This window comes from Polaribacter sp. BM10, from assembly GCF_002005425.1.
GTDB lineage: Bacteria > Bacteroidota > Bacteroidia > Flavobacteriales > Flavobacteriaceae > Polaribacter > Polaribacter marinaquae.
Genome location: NZ_CP019704.1, coordinates 1,810,697 through 1,829,543 on the forward strand (window position 1 = coordinate 1,810,697; position 18,847 = coordinate 1,829,543).

Consider the following 18,847-nt stretch of genomic DNA (forward strand, 5'->3'; position numbering starts at 1 on the left):
TTAATTGATGTATTTATCTACTGCATTATCTAATTCACTACTTATAATTTTTGCATATACTTGTGTTATTCCAATATCGGAATGATCCATTAATTTAGATACGTGTTCTATTCTCATACCATTATTTAATGCTCTGGTAGCAAATGTATGTCTGCTAATATGAAAGGTTAAAGAAAATGGCAATTCTAAAGTTTTACCCATTTTAGTTAAATACATATTGCTTAACGCTATTGCTTGTCTTACTACTTTTGCTCTTTGTTCTCTGTCTGTAAAATAATCGTTATCAATATTTGCGAAAGGAAATATTATATCGTTTTGATTTACATTTTCTGTTTTATATTTTTCTAAAATATCTATTGCTACTTGACCAATTCTAATACTATGCTGTCTGTTTGTTTTGCGTATTGTCTTAGTTATTTTATGCGTTTTAACGTTGTAATTATTCCATTTTAATTCTATTATATCTCCAAACCTTAAACCTCCAGAAAAGACAGAAAACAAAAACATATCTTTTATAATTTGTGCCTTTGCTTTATCTGAAACCTCTAATTTAATAAAAGCTTCTAATTGTTCAGCTGTTAAAAAACGTTTTGTGCTTTTTGCTTTCTTGACTTTAAACTTACTAAAAGGAAAATGATTTAACGGTATTAAATCCTCTCTCTGCGCTTCTTTAAACATTAGGTTAAGAATCTTTAAAGAAAAGTTTATCGTCGTGTTGTTGTTACCTAAAGTAGTGCTACAGTAACCTGCATAATCTTTTAATGTGGTTACCGTAATATCATCGAACATTAACTCTTTATGTCCTATAAACTTTTCAAACTTTTTCAAGTAGTTTTTATAGTTGTTATATGTTGATAGTGCTAAAGTGTCTTTTTGTTTTTCGCATCGGCTGTATGCATACTCAAAGAAATTAACTAAAGGTTTTCCCTTGATAGCTTCTTTTAATTTTCTTGCCGATGTTGATTGATTTTTAGTTTCTAAATCTGCTATTTGTCCTTGTGCATCTGCAACCTTTTTAGAGATGTATTTATTTAGTCGTGTAGAATTACTATGGTTTTTCTTTACTTTTTGCTTATCCTCATCCCATTCATTAGGCTCTAATTTTAAGCTTAAAGAAATGAATTTAGTTTTTCTGTCTTTTATCACTCTAAGATATAGAGGTGCTTTTCCTGACTTATCGACTTTAGTTTTTCTTAATGTTACTTTTATTGAAGACATAACGTATTGATTTATAATAGGTGCAATAGGATGCAAACCAATACTAAGGTACAACAATAGGTACAACAAACAATGCTTTTTATTGTATTTTATTACATTATTTTGCATTACATAAAACAACAAAAGTCCTTATTTACAGGTTATTAAGTGAAATTAAAAGAGATTTAATATAATAACTAGACAACACCGTGTATAATTAATTGCTGCTTTTAGCTCACTTGGAAAATCCTTCGGATTTTCGCCGTTCGTGATTTATTTAGTAGATTAATTGCTTAAAAACGCAACTAATCATAACACAAACACGTTGTAGGTAAGCTAAAACCGAAATAAATCAATGAAATTCGAACTATGAAAAAAGATCCTTATTCTGGACTTTCTTGGATGACAGAGGAAATAAAGAACGAATTAATTATACGAGATAAAATTGTGGAAAATGAAGATATTGAAAGTCTATTTTCTTTAAAAGACAATTCTGACTTTTCAATTGCTTTATTTGAAATCCTTCAAAAAAGGAATGAAAAAGAACCTAATTCTCTGAATGAAATTGAGCTGAATTTATTTTTATGTATGAATTTGGAAAATGCAGGTCAAGCAGATAGTATTTTGACTTTTTTACAAGAATGGTTTCCTGAACAGAATGAAAAAGTTATTAAATCATTGAATGAAATTGGAGCGACTAAATCATCTGAAATAATAAAAAAAGCGGTTGAATTGCTTCCTGAAAATGGTAGCTGGTTTTTTGAAAGTTCTGATGAAAATTCTGAAAAGTTAATGATCAAATTTGACAGTGAATTTTCAAGTTATCCAGACGGACCAATGGAAGACATATATCGAAAATATGCTGAAAAAAATAGAAATGAATTATAAAAAACCTACCTACAACACCATATATAATTTATTGCTGGCTTTTTGCCTACTTACGAAAATCCTCGCGGATTTTCTTTGTCAGTAATTATTTACTAAATTAGTTGCTTAACCACGCAACAAACCATATATAAACACGTTGTAAAACATTTAAAAAAAATAAAATTAGTTGAACATTCAACTTTTTTTGTAGATTTGCATTAGTTGAACTTACATCTAATATTAGAATGAGTAAAGAAATATTAAGGGAAATCGGAAAAATTTATAGGGCGCTAAACTCATTTTCGGATTTTTTAATGAAATCTATAAATTTGGAAAAGGGACAATATCAATTTTTACTGCGAGTAAAAGAAAATCCAGGTATTAACCAACAAGATTTGTCGTTAAACCTTTTAGTCGATAAAACAACTACTGCAAAAGCAATAAAAAAATTAGTAGCAAAAGGTTATGTAATTAAAAAAATTGAAAAAAAAGATAAGCGTAACCTAAATTTATACTTGACAGAAAAAGGGAAGCAAACTTGTATTTTTCTTGAACAAGAGGAACAATTTGCTACAAAAATCTCGTTGAGTAAAATAAATACATCTGAACAGAAGAAACTATTAGAGCAATTAAATGTAATTAGTAACAACGTAATCCAATTATATTCAAATTTCAAAAATGATAATGAAGAGCATTTTATTAAGTTAGTAAAAGAAGAAAAAATATGAAATACGTAATATTCTTATTATTAGTAGCAACTATAACTGGCTGCTCTGTTCAAAATAATTCAGTTGTTTTATCTACAACATCAAAAAGTGTAAACAAACCATTAAGTACGTTCCCTTTTGAACTAAGAGGTGATAATCAATTATACGTACAAGTAAAAGTTAATGGTGTAGATTCACTAACATTTAATATTGATACTGGAGCAAGCTCATTTGTTGTAGTTGATAGTATAGCACGTAATAAATTAAAATTGAATTTTGATGGAGAAGACACTAATATAGGTGCTTCTTCTATTACGATAGTTAAATCTAGCTCAAACAATAAAATCGAATTAGGCAACGTCAAACTAGAAAATTTGACACTTTATTCAATTCCATATGAGAGCGTTGATTTTGATGGAATTATAGGAAGCGAATTTTTCCTTAATTACGTGGTCGACATAAACTATGATAGAAAAACAATTAAACTATACGATCCAAAAACCTATAAATATAAAGGGAAGAAAAAAAGACTTGAAGTGCGAATGGACAATGGCGTACCATTAATCAAGTCTTCATTTATGTTAAACGGTTCATTATATGAAGATTGGTTTATGCTCGACACAGGTGCTGATGACAGAATTTCGTTTAATAGCACAGCTGTTACAAATTTAAATCTTGAAAATAAACTTAAAATAGTTGGTAGCTCAAATAGTATGGATTCTAATGGAATCTTATATAAATCACCTTTAGTCTTGGTAAAAGAAATAAAGATTAGCGACTACTCATTCTATAATGTTATAGCGAGTTTATCAAAAGCCAAAATAGGGACAAATGCAAGTGATTCCCATATTGGGGCATTAGGAAACATTGTTTTAAACAAAATGAATGTTATATACGATTTGGGTAATAATTATTTGTATTTGGAACCTAAGTATTTTAAATAGAAACTAAAAAAAACGTTTTACAACAACGTATATAGCTCATAGCTAATTAGTTGCTTAAACAAAGTTAAGGCATATTTAGAAAGTCGACAAATTTTTAAATTTGACGATTTCCAATAAAAAAGATAGATAGTAAAATTTAAAAATCTGGCTTGTGCTTAATCCGAAAAATAATCGTTAATTTACACGCTACGAGCCATATACAAGACCGTTGCCAAAAACTGTACTCACTAAATTTCTGAAAAAAGTAATTTGTGATTTAAAGTTCTAAATTTTAAGGAAAAAGTAAAGAAATGCTAGAATGTGGAACACTCTCTCGCTCGTGGAAATTTGTAAAATTGGGAAAATTTAGAAATTTAAAAAAGAGAATTTTATTACTCAAACTCTAAAGACAAAAATGCGGAATTCTTACTCGAAATCTGAATTTAGCAAGTTTGCGGAATTGAGCAAAATATGAAAAATCAGAATTGTGGAATTTACTCAAACTCTGAATTAAAAATTAGCGGAAAACTCACTCAAATGTTGAATTCTGAAAAATAGAAAAATGAATAGCACGAAATTATAAAAAATAAAAAACAGCTATTTGGCAACAACGTGTATAAAAATTTGCTTAATTTTAGCTTAAACTAAAGTTTGTTGCATTTTTATAAACTTTGATTTTCCTGCGAAAAATCTGCCGTTCATAAAAACGCAACTTTCCATAACACAAACACGTTGTAACTAAAAAACAAAAATGAAAACATCTTTTAAGTTATTATTACTCTTTCTTACTACTTTAAGCACGAAATCTTTTTCGCAGAAAATAATTAAAGATTACGAACCTGTAAAAAATGATAGCCTAAAAATTAGAATAGGAGAAAATGACTTTTTACCCTTTATTCAAAAAGGATATACTCTAATGCTTCCCGAAAATAAAAAGATAAAAGGTGTACTTATTTTCTTAGAAGATTCAAAGTACAACAAAAAGAATTGTAGTTCTAAGTAGATATATAATCAAGCATCTATAAGTAATTTTGCGGTATTATCAATTTCTACCGAAATCCCTCTAGATTTTTATTTTTCTATATCATCTATTAAATCTACTCATAATTTAATTAAAAAATTTTAAAAAAAATTAAATCTCCCTAATGAAAATATTTCCTTTTTGGGCGCAGGTTTAGTTGGTCATAGAGCAATGAAATATATTGAATTTATCAAAAAAGAAGATTCGGATTTTAAGTTAAACATTAAAGGTGTGGTTATTTGTGATTTCACATTAGATTGGATAAGAAAATGGCAACAACATAAACGAGACATTAAAATAAATCGAATTGATCTTTGGGAGCCGCCTTTTATGAATTTTATATTGGAAACCTATCTGAAAGGTACACCCAAAACTGCTCAAGATAATTATCATAATTTCTCGACTTATAGTTACTCCAATCAAAATAATGAAAATATTAATTTTTATAAAAATTATGCTATAAGAGCCTATATCGAGCCAAAAATAAAGTACAGACTTAAAAAATATTACAGAACTTTATATGAAAATAATGCTACTGATATTATTGGATTTTTAGCCGAATTAGAACTTGTAGGAAATAAAAATACAGAATTAGTTATTTTGCAGCCTGAATATAATCAATCTGAAAATCGGAATACACAGACTACTTGGAATAAAATAGATAAAGATGAATTAATGAATTGGATCAATAAGCAAACGGAAAAATAACTTCGCAAACATCATACATAGTTGATTATTATTTTTTAAATTTTGTTCATTTTTCTATATACCCTAAAACTTTGCAAAATTTTAGCTTTACTCACTATTTTAGAAATTGAGTTAGCTTAATATTAAATACTGAAGTACAACTCTTGAAGGTTAAAATAACCTGTTAAGAATTAACTCACAAATTAGACAGAGAATTATAATTTTATAATTCATTATAAAATACCTACTCTATTTACAGAATCAGAGAAATTTATAATAAGCACAACGATACAAAACTTATCAAAACAGAATTGTATTGAGAATCAATAAAAATATATACAATCGAAAGATTTTTATACTTTGCAGAAATACAAAAAAATAAAATAACCATTTTATTCTTCTTTTATTTAATAACTTTGAGCCTATAAATATGCTATGTTAGTTAGAGTAAATCTCATTTTTAATTAAACAACTGAGTATTAATAATGGAAAATAAAAAATATAAGAAATTATCAAATTGGTATAGAAAACTTCAAATTAGCAAATCACCACAAATGAATTTAGTTTGGGGTTTCTTCTTGTACACTTTAACCGGATTTATTCTACTGTCTATTCCATTATTTCACAAAACTGATATCGCTTTTTTAGATAATTTATTTATTTCTACTTCTGCTATTTCTACTACAGGTCTTGTAACTGTAAGTATTTTTGATTCCTATAATTTTTTTGGCCAATTTATAATTATGGGATTGATACAAATTGGCGGAATTGGATATATGACATTAACAACATATTATTTGATATTTACCACAAAAAAAATAACCCACTGGCACAGTAAATTAATAGGTACAGAATTTACTTTACCTAATACAATTCAAATTAAAGATTTCATCAAAAGTGTTATAATTTTTACTTTGGTGATGGAAATTATTGGAGCTATTCTTTTTTACTTTGCCTTTACTAATGCTGGAATGGATAATTTAAAGGCTGTTTGGTTTTCGATTTTTCATAGTATCTCTACATTTTGTACAGCTGGTTTTGGCTTATTTAATGATGGCTTCGAAAGCTACCAAGACAATACTTTTATCAATACAATTATTTCTATATTAGCTATCTCTGGTTCGTTGGGTTTTATTGTTATTACAGATCTTTGGTATCGAATAAGTGGTAAATCAAAAGAAATTTCGTTTACGACTAAAATTATTATTTACGGCTTTTTATTTTTACTGATATTAGGTACTTTACTAATTTACTCTTCAGAATCTTTATCTATTTTAGGATCAAGTAGTACACTAATGACATCTTTTTTTCAAGCAATGTCTGCAATGACAACAGTTGGTTTTAACACGATAGCTATTGGTGAATTTTCTTTACCTATACTACTACTTATAACTTTTCTGATGTATATAGGTGCCTCACCTTCAGGAACAGCTGGTGGTATGAAAATTACAACTTTAACAGCAATGTTAGCAATATTAAAAAGTAGATTATTTGGTCAAACCAAAATTACATTTTTAAATAGATTAATCCCTTTTGAAAGAATATATGTTGCTACATCAACTTTTATGTTATATACCAGTTTAATTTTCTTGTTTTCATTTTTACTTTCTTACTTTGAAAAATTTTCTTTTGAAAGTATCTTATTTGAAGTAGCATCTGCTTTAGGAACTGTAGGTTTAAGTACAGGTATAACCGGAGACTTATCTAATATTGGAAAAATATTGATTATTATCTTGATGTTTATTGGACGTGTTGGTGTATTAACTTTTGGTTTTGCATTATTACAACAAAAAAGTAAAGGAATTAAAAAAATTAAACTTGATGATTTAGCTGTTTAAAAAGTTAAAACTTACTCTATCAGTAAATCCTTATAGGTTATGGGTATTTTATTAATCTTTGAAAATAAAAATGTAATTTCTTGGAAAAAAGCAATGAAAAAAAATTTCCAAATACAACGATAGAGGTTTACCCAAATGTAAAAGATAAAATTGCTTTAAAATTTGTAATATGTTTAAAACTGATTAAGAATGTTTTAGAACAGTTTCCTAATATCAAAGTTATTCAATCTGTTGGTGAATCTTTAGATTATATTTCAAATTCTCAAAACGTTTCTATAAATCGTATTGTTGATGAAAAATTATCAGATGTTAACAACAATGGCGCAAAATCTTTATCTAAGCATTACGTGTTACTGCGTCACATTAGCTAAGACGTAATATAAAAAATTGCTTAGGTCAGTTCTCTTAAATTAAGATTGTTGCTTAATCTAAGAAAATAAAAAACTAATATTCGTTAACTATCTGCATTACACTTTTAAATTACCAAACTTTTTTAGTTATCCCAAAGTTTATTAATTATTTAAATATTTCCGCTAGTTCAGTATATAGGTACACCTTTATACTTTAATTGAAAACTAAAATAGATTTAATAATAAATTTGCTTCTTTTTAAAGTTATTCTAACTTTCTCTTAAAATCCTGCCTAAGTCTTTCTTCTGTGTCTATGAAACCTTTTTCGTTGAGGTACGAATAATTCAATTTCATAGGCAAACCGTGTACGTTTTCGTGTACGGCAAGTAAAAGTAAGAAATTTAAGGACATAAAAAACGGTTCGTGAGACACGAACCGTTGATTTTATTGGTGTTAACCTAGTAGCGGGAACTGGACTCGAACCAGTGACCTTCGGGTTATGAGCCCGACGAGCTACCTACTGCTCTATCCCGCGTTGTGATTTCAGAAAAACGACTTAGCTTCAAACTTTCGACTCATAAATTCGACACGTTATTTCCGGGTTGCAAATATACAACATATTTAAAGTACTAACCAAACTTTTATCGAAAAAATTTTAATCTTTTTTTAATCCTCTAAATTCTAATCCAATATAAAATCTATTTATCTTTGCATTATGACACATAAAGCAGGTTTTGTAAACATCATAGGAAATCCTAACGTAGGAAAATCGACATTAATGAATGCTTTGGTAGGAGAAAAACTATCAATAATTACTCCAAAAGCTCAAACGACTAGACATCGTATTTTGGGTATTGTAAATGATGAGGAGCATCAAATTGTATTTTCTGACACGCCAGGTATCTTAAAACCAGCTTATGAGCTTCAATCTTCGATGATGGATTTTGTGAAATCTGCTTTTGAAGATGCCGATATTTTAATCTATATGGTAGAAATTGGCGAAAAAGAATTGAAAAACGAAGCTTTCTTCAATAAGATAATCCATAGCGAAATTCCTGTTATTCTTTTATTAAACAAAATTGATAAATCATCTCAAGAAGATGTCGAAGAAAAAATAAAATACTGGCGAGAAAAAGTACCAAATGCAGAAGTTTTTGTAATTTCTGCATTAGAAAGGTTTAATGTTGCTGCCGTTTTTAATAAAATTAAAGAACTTTTACCAGAAGGACCACCATTTTATCCGAAAGACCAATTAACCGACAAACCAGAACGTTTTTTTGTAAATGAAAAAATTAGAGAAAAGATTTTAATTCATTACAAGAAAGAAATTCCGTATTCTGTAGAAGTAGAAACAGAAGAGTTTATAGAAGAAGAAAATATTGTTAGAATAAGATCTGTAATTATGGTCGAAAGAGAAACTCAAAAAGGAATAATTATAGGTCATAAAGGTTCTGCCATTAAAAGAGTTGGTGCAGAAGCTAGAAAAGATCTAGAAAAGTTTTTTATGAAAAAGGTTTTTATAGAACTATACGTTAAGGTTAATAAAAACTGGCGTAGCGATAAAACGCAATTAAAACGCTTTGGTTACAATCAAAAATAATATTACATTTTATTTACATTAGACAACTATTTTACAACCTTAGTAAACAATTATTTTACAAATAAATGTAAAATCTAATGTTTACTTATATTTCATTTAACACGATTTTTAGTTTTCGAGTTCATTTTTGCAAAAACTAAAAATCAAACAATGAAAACATTACAAAAAATTACTTTATTCTCTTTATTAGCTTTTACTTTTAGTTGTAAAGACGATGTTAATCCTGTTATCACTCCTGTAGATACATCAGTTAATTTTGCTCATAAAACAACCATTAAAGTAGGTGGTGAAGGTGCATCAGAAATTACAGCTTACGACAAAATCTCGAAAAAACTTTTTACTGTAAACGTAGATTTAAACGAGATTTCTATTCATAATATTTCAAATTTAGACACACCTGTAAAAGAAAACTCTATAAGTTTAAATGCTTACGGTGCGCCTAATAGTGTTGCTATTTTTGAAGGAAAATTAGCAATTGCAGTAGAAGATAACGTGAAACAAAATCCCGGAAAAATATTACTTTACAATACGGTAGACAATTCTTTATTAAAACAATATACTGTAGGTTCTTTGCCAGATATGGTAGCTTTTTCACCAGACGGAAAGATGATTGTTTCTGCAAATGAGGGTGAACCAAATGATGACTATACAGTAGACCCAGAAGGAAGTATAAGTATCATCAACCTAGAAAACGATGCTGTTACAACTTTAAAATTTACTGCTTTTAACGCACAAGAAGCTTCTTTAGAAAGTGAAGGTTTTAGAGTTTTTGGACCAAATGCAGATTTAGCTAAAGATGTAGAACCAGAATATGTTGCAATTTCAGAAGATTCTAAAACTGCTTGGGTTTCTTTACAAGAAAACAACGGAATTGCTAAAGTTAATTTACAAACAAAAACAATCGAAGCCATTTATCCTTTAGGTTTTAAAGATTACTCCTTAGCAAAAAACACGTTAGACGCAAGTGATAAAGACGACGTAAAAGAATTAAAATCTTGGCCAGTTAAAGGTATTTACATGCCAGATGCTATTGTATATGTTAAAATTAACGGAGTAGAATACATTATTTCTGCAAATGAAGGTGATGCAAGAGATTACGATGGATTTAGCGAAGAAGTTAGAATGGATGATTTAACTTTAGACGAAACTGTATTTGATGCTGATAAAGATTATTTAAATGAAATGAATCTTGGTCGTTTAAAAACTACTACAACTTTAGGTGATGCAAATAACGATGGTAAAGTTGAAGAACTATATAGTTATGGTGCTAGATCTTTTAGCATTTGGTCTGATAACGGTAATCTAGTATACGATTCTGGAAACAGCATCGCAACTCAAACTTTAGCATTAACTACAGATAGATTTAATGATAACGATAAAAGAAGTGATGATAAAGGTGCAGAACCAGAAAGTGTAGAAGTTTTAAACATAGGCGATCAACGTTATATTTTATTTGTTGGTTTAGAAAGAAACGATCAAATTATGGTGTATGATATTACAAACCCAAATGCTCCAGAGTTTTTACAAATACTTTCTAATGCTGATGATGAAGCTCCGGAAGGATTATTAGTTATAAAATCAGAAGATAGCCCAAACGGTAAAGATTTACTAGTAGTTTCTAATGAAGATAGCGGAACTGTTACTATTTATCAGAACAACTAATTACTACTTTTAATTAAAATAAAACCAGCAATTTAACTTGCTGGTTTTTTGTTTTTTAAAGACTTCTTTTTTTAGTATCTTTCTTACAACCTTAAATTGTATCTTTGCAAAAAATTAGAATTCAAAATGAATAGTATTGTTGCCATTGTAGGAAGACCAAATGTAGGAAAGTCGACACTTTTTAATAGACTTGTACAAAGAAGAGAAGCAATTGTAGATTCTGTAAGTGGAGTTACACGTGATAGACATTATGGAAAATCTGACTGGAACGGAAAAGAATTTTCTGTTATAGATACAGGTGGTTATACTATTGGATCTGATGATATTTTTGAAGAAGAAATTAGAAAACAAGTAGCTTTAGCTATAGAAGAAGCAGATATTATTGTTTTTGTTGTAGATGTAGAAGAAGGTATAACACCTATGGATGCTGAAGTTGCAAAACTTTTACGTAAAGTTAAAAAACCAATTTTCTTAACTGTTAATAAAGTAGACAACGCAATGCGAGATGCAGATGCTGTTGAGTTTTACAACTTAGGTTTAGGAGATTATCATACAATTTCTTCTATTAACGGTAGTGGTACCGGAGACATTTTAGACGCCATTACAGAAAAAATGCCAGAACCAGAAGAAGTTGATTTAGAAAAAGAAGAGTTACCAAGATTTGCCGTAGTTGGTAGACCAAACGCAGGTAAATCGTCATTTATAAATGCCTTAATTGGTAAAGACAGAAACATAGTTACCAATATTGCAGGTACAACTAGAGATTCTATAGATACAAAATATAATAGATTTGGTTTCGATTTTAATCTTGTAGATACTGCCGGAATTAGAAAAAAATCTAAAGTTAAAGAAGATTTAGAGTTTTACTCTGTAATGAGAGCTGTAAGATCTATAGAATATTCTGAGGTAATTGTTTTAGTTGTAGATGCTACTCGTGGTTTCGAAGGGCAAGATCAAAATATTTTCTGGTTAGCAGAAAAAAACAGAAAAGGTGTGGTAATCTTAATTAATAAATGGGATTTAATTGAGAAAGAAACCAATACAATGAGAGATTTTGAAGCAATGGTTAGAAAACAAATCGAGCCATTTACAGATGTACCAATTGTATTTATTTCTGCATTAACAAAACAACGTTTATTTAAAGCAATAGAAACGGCTGTAGAAGTTTTTGAAAAACGTAAATTTAAAATACCTACAAGTAAACTAAACGATGCTATGTTAGACATTGTTAAAAGTTATCCGCCACCAGCAATCAAGGGAAAATTTGTAAAAATAAAGTATTGCATGCAGTTGCCAACTCCTACTCCGCAATTTGCATTCTTTTGTAATTTACCACAGTATGTAAGAGATCCTTATAAAAGATTCTTAGAAAATAAACTAAGAGATTTATATGATTTTTCTGGTGTACCTATTACAATTTATTTCAGACAAAAATAATAAAACACTTTATTTAAGGCTTAAAAATAATTTAGCAATAAATTATAAAGGACTACTTAGCTATTTTTTTATATCTTTAAGAGTAAAACCTTGAAAGTTATTGTTGCTATAAACGACCAAATAAGCACAATTTGGTAAATTTGCACCCTAAATTTAAAAGATGAAAATCATAAAATCTAACATAGAAACCGAAGTAGAATTACCGCTACAGCTAAACATTTCTTTTAGAAAGGTTTATGATCTTTATGAAAAATACACGCATGAATCTTATAAAGGGCATCCGTTTTACAGTTCTGCTTTAGAAATGGTAAAGTTGTTTAAGCAGCATCCAGAATTAAATGATGGTTTTTCAGATTATTCTCTTTTAGATAAATATGAAGAAGAAATAGAGTTAGTATTAAACCCTTTATTTCCAGAACCTTTACTTTTAAATGAAATTAAAGCGGCAAGTATACCGTTTTCATTTACTTCTTTTAAATTTACAGATCGTTTTAAAAACATTTTAGACAACGCTGGCGAAGATTACGAACTTTCTGTTAGAAATTTTGAAGACGAAAGCATGTATATTTTAGCATGTACTTTTATTCTAAGTTTTGTTTATGGATATAAGATCGATTTAAAAAGACCATTTTATTTTGATATTCCAGATAGAACTTCTGGTACGATGAAATATTATAGAGCAGCTTTTAATGGTGACTTTTCTGAAATTACACCAACAAAAATTGCACCTAAAATTACAAAAGAAGATTACAGAGAATTATTAAATAATTTTGATAACATAGATATTTGGAAAGAGAAATTTCCACCAAATAGTTATATTTTTAAAGGCTTTGGGCTTATCAATCTTTTTGATGTTACATCAGAAGAAATGTTGTCTTCTATAAAAGCAAATTTATTAGCAAGTGATGATAGTTTAATCTTTAAACTTCAAAACAACTTAAGGGATTTTTATGCTATTAAAGATTTAAAATTAGGCTATTCTATTTTCGACAATTTAAACGAAAAGTTGTGCGAAACTATCGTAAACAAATCGAATAGCATCATTTTAAATAATAAAGAAGAAATTAATTGTTCTTCAAATTACTTTTGCGAAGAAGTAATGCAAAAGGTTTTTGTAAATCATGAAACTTTTATCATTTCTGATATCGAAGAATATGGTAAAGCTACAGATAAAAATCCTTTTTATCATAACTTATATGATGGCGGAATTCAAAGTATTATTTTAATACCAATTAAAGCTACCGAAAGTGGCGACTTGGCATTATTAGAAATTGCGTCGCCAAATGCTTACGATTTAAACTCGGTAAATATTAACAAATTAAAAGATATTATTCCTGTTTTTGAAGCTGCGGTAAAAAGAACATCAGAAGAAAGACAAAATGTTTTAGAAGCTACAATTCAAGAAAACTACACTTCTATTCACGAATCTGTTAAATGGCGTTTTTATGAAGCTGCAGAAAAATATCACACAGAATTTCAAACGAACGACAATGCAAAGTTAGACGAAATTGTGTTTAAAGATGTGTATCCGTTGTTTGGTCAAAGTGATATTAAAGGTTCTTCTGATGCAAGAAATACAGCAATTAAAGAAGATTTAATTACACAATTATCTTTGGCAATTTCTGTTTTAAAAGATGCTTGTAAAAAGGAAAAATTACCAATTTACAACGAGTTGATGTATCGAGTATCAACCTTTTTAAAAGATGTTAAACAAGATTTAAATGCTGGTGACGAGGTTAATATTTTAGATTTTTTACAAAGAGAAATATACCCTGTTTTTAATCATATTAAAGAATTAGATAAAAATTTAGCCAAAAAAGTAGATATTTACATGAACCGTTTAGATGAAGATTTAAATGTGGTTTATGAAAAAAGAAAAGACTATGAAAAAAGTGTAAATCTTATCAACGAAAAACTAGCTAAATACATCGATAAAAAACAAAAGGATGCTCAAAAAATGTATCCTCATTATTTTGAAAGATATAAAACCGATGGTGTAGAGTTTAACATGTATATTGGTGAATCAATCACAAAAAAGAATTCTTTCGACAACATTTATCTATACAATTTGCGTTTATGGCAACTGCAAACAATGTGCGAAATGGAAAATATCGCATATACTTTAGTAGATACAATGCCACATAACTTAAGAGTTGCGTCTTTAATTTTAGTTCACAGTAACCCTATGGCTATTAAGTTTAGGATGGATGAAAAACAATTTGATGTTGATGGTGCTTATAATATTAGATACGAAATAATTAAGAAAAGAATAGATAAAGCAAATATTAAAAACACAGAAGAAAGGGTTACACAGCCTGGTAAAATTGCAATTATATATTCTCAAGATAAAGATGCTTTAGAATATATTAAATACATAAACTTTTTACAATCTAGAAAACAATTAGGTAAAATTGAATTTTTAGAATTAGAAGATTTACAAGGTGTTTCTGGTTTAAAAGCATTAAGAGTAGAGGTTATTTATCAAAAAGATTTTGATGAAAAGAAAACCATAACTCTTAACGACTTAATAAGACAAATAGAATCTTAAGCAACAACTGTTTGATATCTAAACGAAATTGCAAAAGCTAAAACACTTACAATAATACCTACCATAAAAACAGTATAGGTTAATCTTAATATTTTATATTTTCTATTTAAAACCAATCCTAAAAAGTATAAATCTTTTGTAAGCGAGCCGTATAAATAATCTCTGTCGGTCATCATTTCTGAAATTCCCCACTCAAAATCGTCCAATTTCATTTGGTGAAAATTTCCAAAGAACAATAAATTCACCTTTTTATTGGCAACATCTTGCTTTGTAAACTTACCCTCTGTTACGTTTGGTCTTGTAGCTATAATAGATAAAACTATAGAAACAACTGTAAAAGCTATAAAAATAATTGTAGGTATTAACAAATGCGAATTAGAAGGATTGTCTAATTTTGGCAATAAACTGGACAGTGCCAAAGAAACGATAATAGCATTTACAGAAAGTAAAATATTCGCCTTAGTATCTGCAATATCACTTAAAGTAATATGATTTCTAAGTGCAACTCGAAACATAGTTTCTACTCCTCTTTCGGGTACTTCACTTTTATTTTTCTTTAAATCTAAAGCAACTTTTTTCTGCTTAAATTTTTTATTTTCTTTTTTTAGTTTCTTTTTGTTCTTTAACAGTTTAGCTATATTTTTTTCTTTCCCCTCACTCCAATTACGTAAAGCAAAATCTGTATAATATCTATGTTTTTGTGTTAAAAACGCAAGATTAAGATTAATCCATTCAGAATTGGTATATTTTTTCTCTAAAGAAAGTTCCCATTCTCTTCGAAGTAAAGAAGTATAATCTATAAAATCTTTAGATGCTAAATGTGCACAATCTGCATCCCTAATAATTTCTTCTAAAATATTTTTAGGTACAGAGTTCATTTCGGTTGCTAAAATAACTTCAGAAACAACTTGTATTCTTTTCTCATCAAAGTTATTTTCTTTTAAAAATTTTGCAGCAATTTTTATACTTTTTTGTTCATGATTATCAGAACCCTCTACATAACCTATATCATGAAACCAAGCTGCAATAACTAAGTTTTCTAGAGCAATGTTATCTAATTTTAAACTTTCTGCAATTTCTTTTACGCTTTCTACAACTCTTTGTGTGTGCGCAAGATTATGATACACAAAATTAGAGTGTATATTTTTACTTAAAAAACTAAAAACAAATTTTTCTACTTCTATAATTAATGCGCTCATGGTAAAATTTTAAACAAAAATAAACAATTAAAAATGGTTTTCTCTAATTGATTTTTGTTGTAAATTTAAGTATTGATTTTAGCATATACAAAAATTATAATTTTGTAAGCTATTGCTACATTTTTCGTCTATCTAAAGACAATTAATAATTAAAAAAATAGATTAAAATGCTTACTTGGAAAGATATTATAAATTTTACAGTAAAAGAAAATCCAACCCCAGAGAAACGTGTAGAAAAATCTGAGGCAGAGTGGAAAGAAATACTAAGTTCTGAACAATATAGAATTACAAGATTAAAAGGAACAGAAAGACCACATACAGGCGAATTATGTTCTACATACGAAGAAGGAAAATACAATTGTGTTTGTTGCAACACACCTCTATTTGATTCTACAATAAAATTTGAGTCGAGTTCTGGGTGGCCTAGTTTTACACAACCTATTACAACAAATGCTATAAAATATCACAAAGATGTTTCTTTTGGTATGGTAAGAGTAGAAGTTTTATGCAATACTTGCGATGCACATTTAGGCCATATTTTTCCTGACGGACCAGAACCAAGCGGTTTACGCTATTGTATTAATTCTGAATCTATGCAATTAGAAAAAGATAATTCTTAAAAAATGAGTACAAACTTACAAGTTGCAACCGTTGGTGGCGGTTGTTTTTGGTGCACAGAAGCTGTGTTTCAAGAAGTAAAAGGTGTCGAAAAAGTAGTTTCTGGTTATGCTGGCGGAAATGTACCAGGAGAACCAACTTATAGAGAAATTTGTTCTGGATTAACTGGTCATGCAGAAGTAATTCAAATTACTTACAATTCAGATATTATTACTTACCAAGATATTTTGGTCATTTTTATGACAACACACGATCCTACAACATTAAATAGACAAGGTGCCGATAGAGGTACGCAATATAGATCGGTTATTTTCTATCATGATGACAATCAAAAAGCGTTAGCTTCTGAAGTTCTTAAACAAATTCAGTCTTATTATGATGATAAGATAGTTACAGAATTAAGTGCTTTACCAATTTTTTACAAAGCTACAGAAGAACATCAAAATTATTATAGAAACAATACAACACAAGGTTATTGTAGTTTTGTAATAGAACCAAAGCTTGCCAAATTAAGACAGTTACATGCAGACAAATTAGCATAAAAAATACAATGATCTCTAGATGAAAAATCTTACTATTAAAAGTGAATTTACTGACAATCTACCAGCGGATAAAATTTTAGAAAACACAAGAAGACAAGTAGAAAATGCAGCTTATTCTTATGTAAATCCTAAACAAACTTCCAATCCAAAAGTTGTGCATACTTCAAAAGAAATGGCATCAGAACTAGGTATTTTAGAAAAATATTTAAATACAGATTTTTTTAGAGATATTGTTACGGGTAATCAAATTTATCCGAATACAAAACCTTTTGCAATGTGTTATGCTGGTCATCAATTTGGTAATTGGGCAGGACAATTAGGAGACGGTAGAGCAATCAATTTATTTGAAATTGAACATCAGAATAAAAACTGGAAAGTTCAACTAAAAGGTGCTGGAGAAACACCATATTCTAGAACCGCAGATGGTTTGGCTGTACTTAGGTCTTCTATTAGAGAGTACTTATGCAGCGAAGCAATGCATCATTTAGGTATTGCAACCACAAGAGCACTCTCTTTAAGTGTTACTGGCGATAGCGTTTTAAGAGACATTATGTACAATGGTAATGCGGCTTATGAAAAAGGAGCTATCGTTGCTAGAGTTTCACCTTCTTTTTTAAGGTTTGGTAGTTTTGAAATTTTTGCTGCAAGAAACGATTTAAAAAATTTAAAAAGATTAGTAGATTATACCATAAATAACCATTTTTCTTATTTAGGAAAACCATCTAAAGAAAACTATATTAAGCTGTTCGAAGAAGTTTCGAAAAGAACTCTAGATACGATTATAAACTGGCAAAGAGTTGGTTTTGTGCATGGCGTTATGAATACAGATAACATGTCTATTCTTGGTTTAACTATAGATTATGGGCCTTATGGTTGGTTAGAAGGTTTTGATTTTAGCTGGACGCCAAATACTACAGATAGAGAAAATAGACGTTACCGTTTTGGTAATCAACCAAATATTGGTCTATGGAATTTATATCAACTAGCTAATGCTTTGTATCCTATAATTGAAGAAGTAGCACCTTTAAATGCTATTTTAGAACAATATAAAATTGATTTTGAAAAGAAATCATTAAAAATGATGAAGAGTAAATTGGGCCTTTTTATTTCTGATGAAGATGACATTCAATTGATTCAAGAATTAGAAGATAATTTACAATTAGTAGAAACTGACATGACCATTTTCTTTAGAAATCTAAGTGATTTTTCTGATAAAATTTCAGGGATCGATTTGATTAAAGATGCTTTTTATGATTTAGAAAGTATTTCTATGGATGTAAAAAAACGCTGGAATAATTGGTTTAATAAATACACAGATAGACTTAAAATAGAGCGAGTTTCATCCGAAGAAAGAAAAGAAAATATGGATTTGGTAAATCCTAAATATGTTTTACGAAATTACATGGCGCAATTAGCAATTGATGCCGCAGATAATGAAGACTATAGTTTAATAGACGAACTATATACAGTACTTAAACAACCATATGCAGATCAACCAAAGTACAATAAATGGTTTGCAAAAAGACCAGATTGGGCAAATAACAAAATTGGTTGTTCTATGCTGTCTTGCAGTTCTTAAAAGAAACAACCCTTTACTTTTTTAAGAAACATTTTGTAAAAAACCTTTATATTTAAACTAAAATATTAAAGT

The 18,847-nt window shown here is 28.7% G+C and carries 16 protein-coding genes and 1 tRNA gene; 14 read left to right on the forward strand and 3 right to left on the reverse strand.

The genetic code is table 11. The features are described 5' to 3' along the window. Complete coding sequence (locus BXQ17_RS08135) at positions 1 to 1,218, reverse strand: site-specific integrase (RefSeq protein ID WP_077810138.1); 1,218 nt, start codon at positions 1,216 to 1,218, stop codon at positions 1 to 3. 348 nt (positions 1,219 to 1,566) lie between these two features. On the opposite strand from BXQ17_RS08135, the gene BXQ17_RS08140 reads away from it, so the two are divergent. The 7 genes from BXQ17_RS08140 to BXQ17_RS08165 all read left to right on the forward strand — a co-directional run bounded on the left by BXQ17_RS08140 (position 1,567) and on the right by BXQ17_RS08165 (position 7,611). Further along, entirely contained in the window at positions 1,567 to 2,085 is a 519-nt protein-coding gene (locus BXQ17_RS08140; RefSeq protein WP_077810139.1) for a hypothetical protein, read from the forward strand. Positions 2,086 to 2,309: 224 nt separating this feature from the next. After that, on the forward strand, positions 2,310 to 2,792 hold the full coding sequence (locus BXQ17_RS08145; protein ID WP_077810140.1) for a MarR family winged helix-turn-helix transcriptional regulator: 483 nt from the start codon (positions 2,310 to 2,312) through the stop codon (positions 2,790 to 2,792). Continuing rightward, entirely contained in the window at positions 2,789 to 3,715 is a 927-nt protein-coding gene (locus BXQ17_RS08150) for a retropepsin-like aspartic protease (protein WP_077810141.1), read from the forward strand. Before BXQ17_RS08145 ends, BXQ17_RS08150 begins: the two co-directional genes overlap by 4 nt. Positions 3,716 to 4,445: 730 nt before the next feature. Then, complete coding sequence (locus tag BXQ17_RS14635; RefSeq protein WP_254712349.1) at positions 4,446 to 4,697, forward strand: hypothetical protein; 252 nt, start codon at positions 4,446 to 4,448, stop codon at positions 4,695 to 4,697. 159 nt (positions 4,698 to 4,856) lie between these two features. After that, a complete protein-coding gene (locus tag BXQ17_RS14640; RefSeq protein ID WP_254712350.1) occupies positions 4,857 to 5,423 on the forward strand; it encodes a hypothetical protein in 567 nt (188 codons plus the stop codon). A gap of 464 nt (positions 5,424 to 5,887) precedes the next feature. Then, positions 5,888 to 7,240, forward strand: coding sequence for a TrkH family potassium uptake protein (locus tag BXQ17_RS08160; RefSeq protein WP_077810142.1), 1,353 nt, complete (start codon positions 5,888 to 5,890; stop codon positions 7,238 to 7,240). An 80-nt stretch (positions 7,241 to 7,320) separates the two neighbouring features. After that, positions 7,321 to 7,611, forward strand: coding sequence for a hypothetical protein (locus BXQ17_RS08165; protein ID WP_077810143.1), 291 nt, complete (start codon positions 7,321 to 7,323; stop codon positions 7,609 to 7,611). 441 nt (positions 7,612 to 8,052) lie between these two features. Here BXQ17_RS08165 and BXQ17_RS08170 read toward each other — a convergent pair. Continuing rightward, positions 8,053 to 8,125, reverse strand: a tRNA-Met gene (locus BXQ17_RS08170). A gap of 180 nt (positions 8,126 to 8,305) precedes the next feature. Between BXQ17_RS08170 and era the strand changes: the two genes are divergently transcribed. The 4 genes from era to BXQ17_RS08190 all read left to right on the forward strand — a co-directional run bounded on the left by era (position 8,306) and on the right by BXQ17_RS08190 (position 14,837). Next, positions 8,306 to 9,190 (forward strand): GTPase Era, encoded by an 885-nt coding sequence (gene era, locus BXQ17_RS08175; protein WP_077810144.1) that lies wholly within the window; start codon positions 8,306 to 8,308, stop codon positions 9,188 to 9,190. Between the two features lie 150 nt (positions 9,191 to 9,340). Further along, positions 9,341 to 10,852 (forward strand): choice-of-anchor I family protein, encoded by a 1,512-nt coding sequence (locus BXQ17_RS08180; RefSeq protein WP_077810145.1) that lies wholly within the window; start codon positions 9,341 to 9,343, stop codon positions 10,850 to 10,852. Positions 10,853 to 10,978: 126 nt separating this feature from the next. After that, entirely contained in the window at positions 10,979 to 12,289 is a 1,311-nt protein-coding gene (gene der / locus BXQ17_RS08185; protein ID WP_077810146.1) for a ribosome biogenesis GTPase Der, read from the forward strand. A gap of 160 nt (positions 12,290 to 12,449) precedes the next feature. Further along, a complete protein-coding gene (locus tag BXQ17_RS08190) occupies positions 12,450 to 14,837 on the forward strand; it encodes a GAF domain-containing protein (protein WP_077810147.1) in 2,388 nt (795 codons plus the stop codon). On the opposite strand, the gene BXQ17_RS08195 is transcribed toward BXQ17_RS08190, so the two are convergent. Then, positions 14,834 to 16,036 carry a Pycsar system effector family protein gene (locus BXQ17_RS08195; RefSeq protein ID WP_077810148.1) on the reverse strand — a complete coding sequence of 401 codons (1,203 nt, stop codon included), beginning with the start codon at positions 16,034 to 16,036 and terminating at the stop codon, positions 14,834 to 14,836. The genes BXQ17_RS08190 and BXQ17_RS08195 overlap by 4 nt on opposite strands. A gap of 167 nt (positions 16,037 to 16,203) precedes the next feature. Between BXQ17_RS08195 and msrB the strand changes: the two genes are divergently transcribed. From msrB to BXQ17_RS08210, 3 genes are read left to right on the forward strand one after another with little or no spacing between them, the layout of a single operon-like run. Continuing rightward, a complete protein-coding gene (gene msrB / locus BXQ17_RS08200) occupies positions 16,204 to 16,656 on the forward strand; it encodes a peptide-methionine (R)-S-oxide reductase MsrB (RefSeq protein ID WP_077810149.1) in 453 nt (150 codons plus the stop codon). Positions 16,657 to 16,659: 3 nt separating this feature from the next. Further along, positions 16,660 to 17,196, forward strand: a complete 537-nt coding sequence (gene msrA / locus BXQ17_RS08205) for a peptide-methionine (S)-S-oxide reductase MsrA (protein ID WP_077810150.1) — start codon at positions 16,660 to 16,662, stop codon at positions 17,194 to 17,196. A 19-nt stretch (positions 17,197 to 17,215) separates the two neighbouring features. Beyond that, positions 17,216 to 18,775, forward strand: a complete 1,560-nt coding sequence (locus BXQ17_RS08210) for a YdiU family protein (RefSeq protein WP_077810151.1) — start codon at positions 17,216 to 17,218, stop codon at positions 18,773 to 18,775. Positions 18,776 to 18,847: the final 72 nt, after the last annotated feature.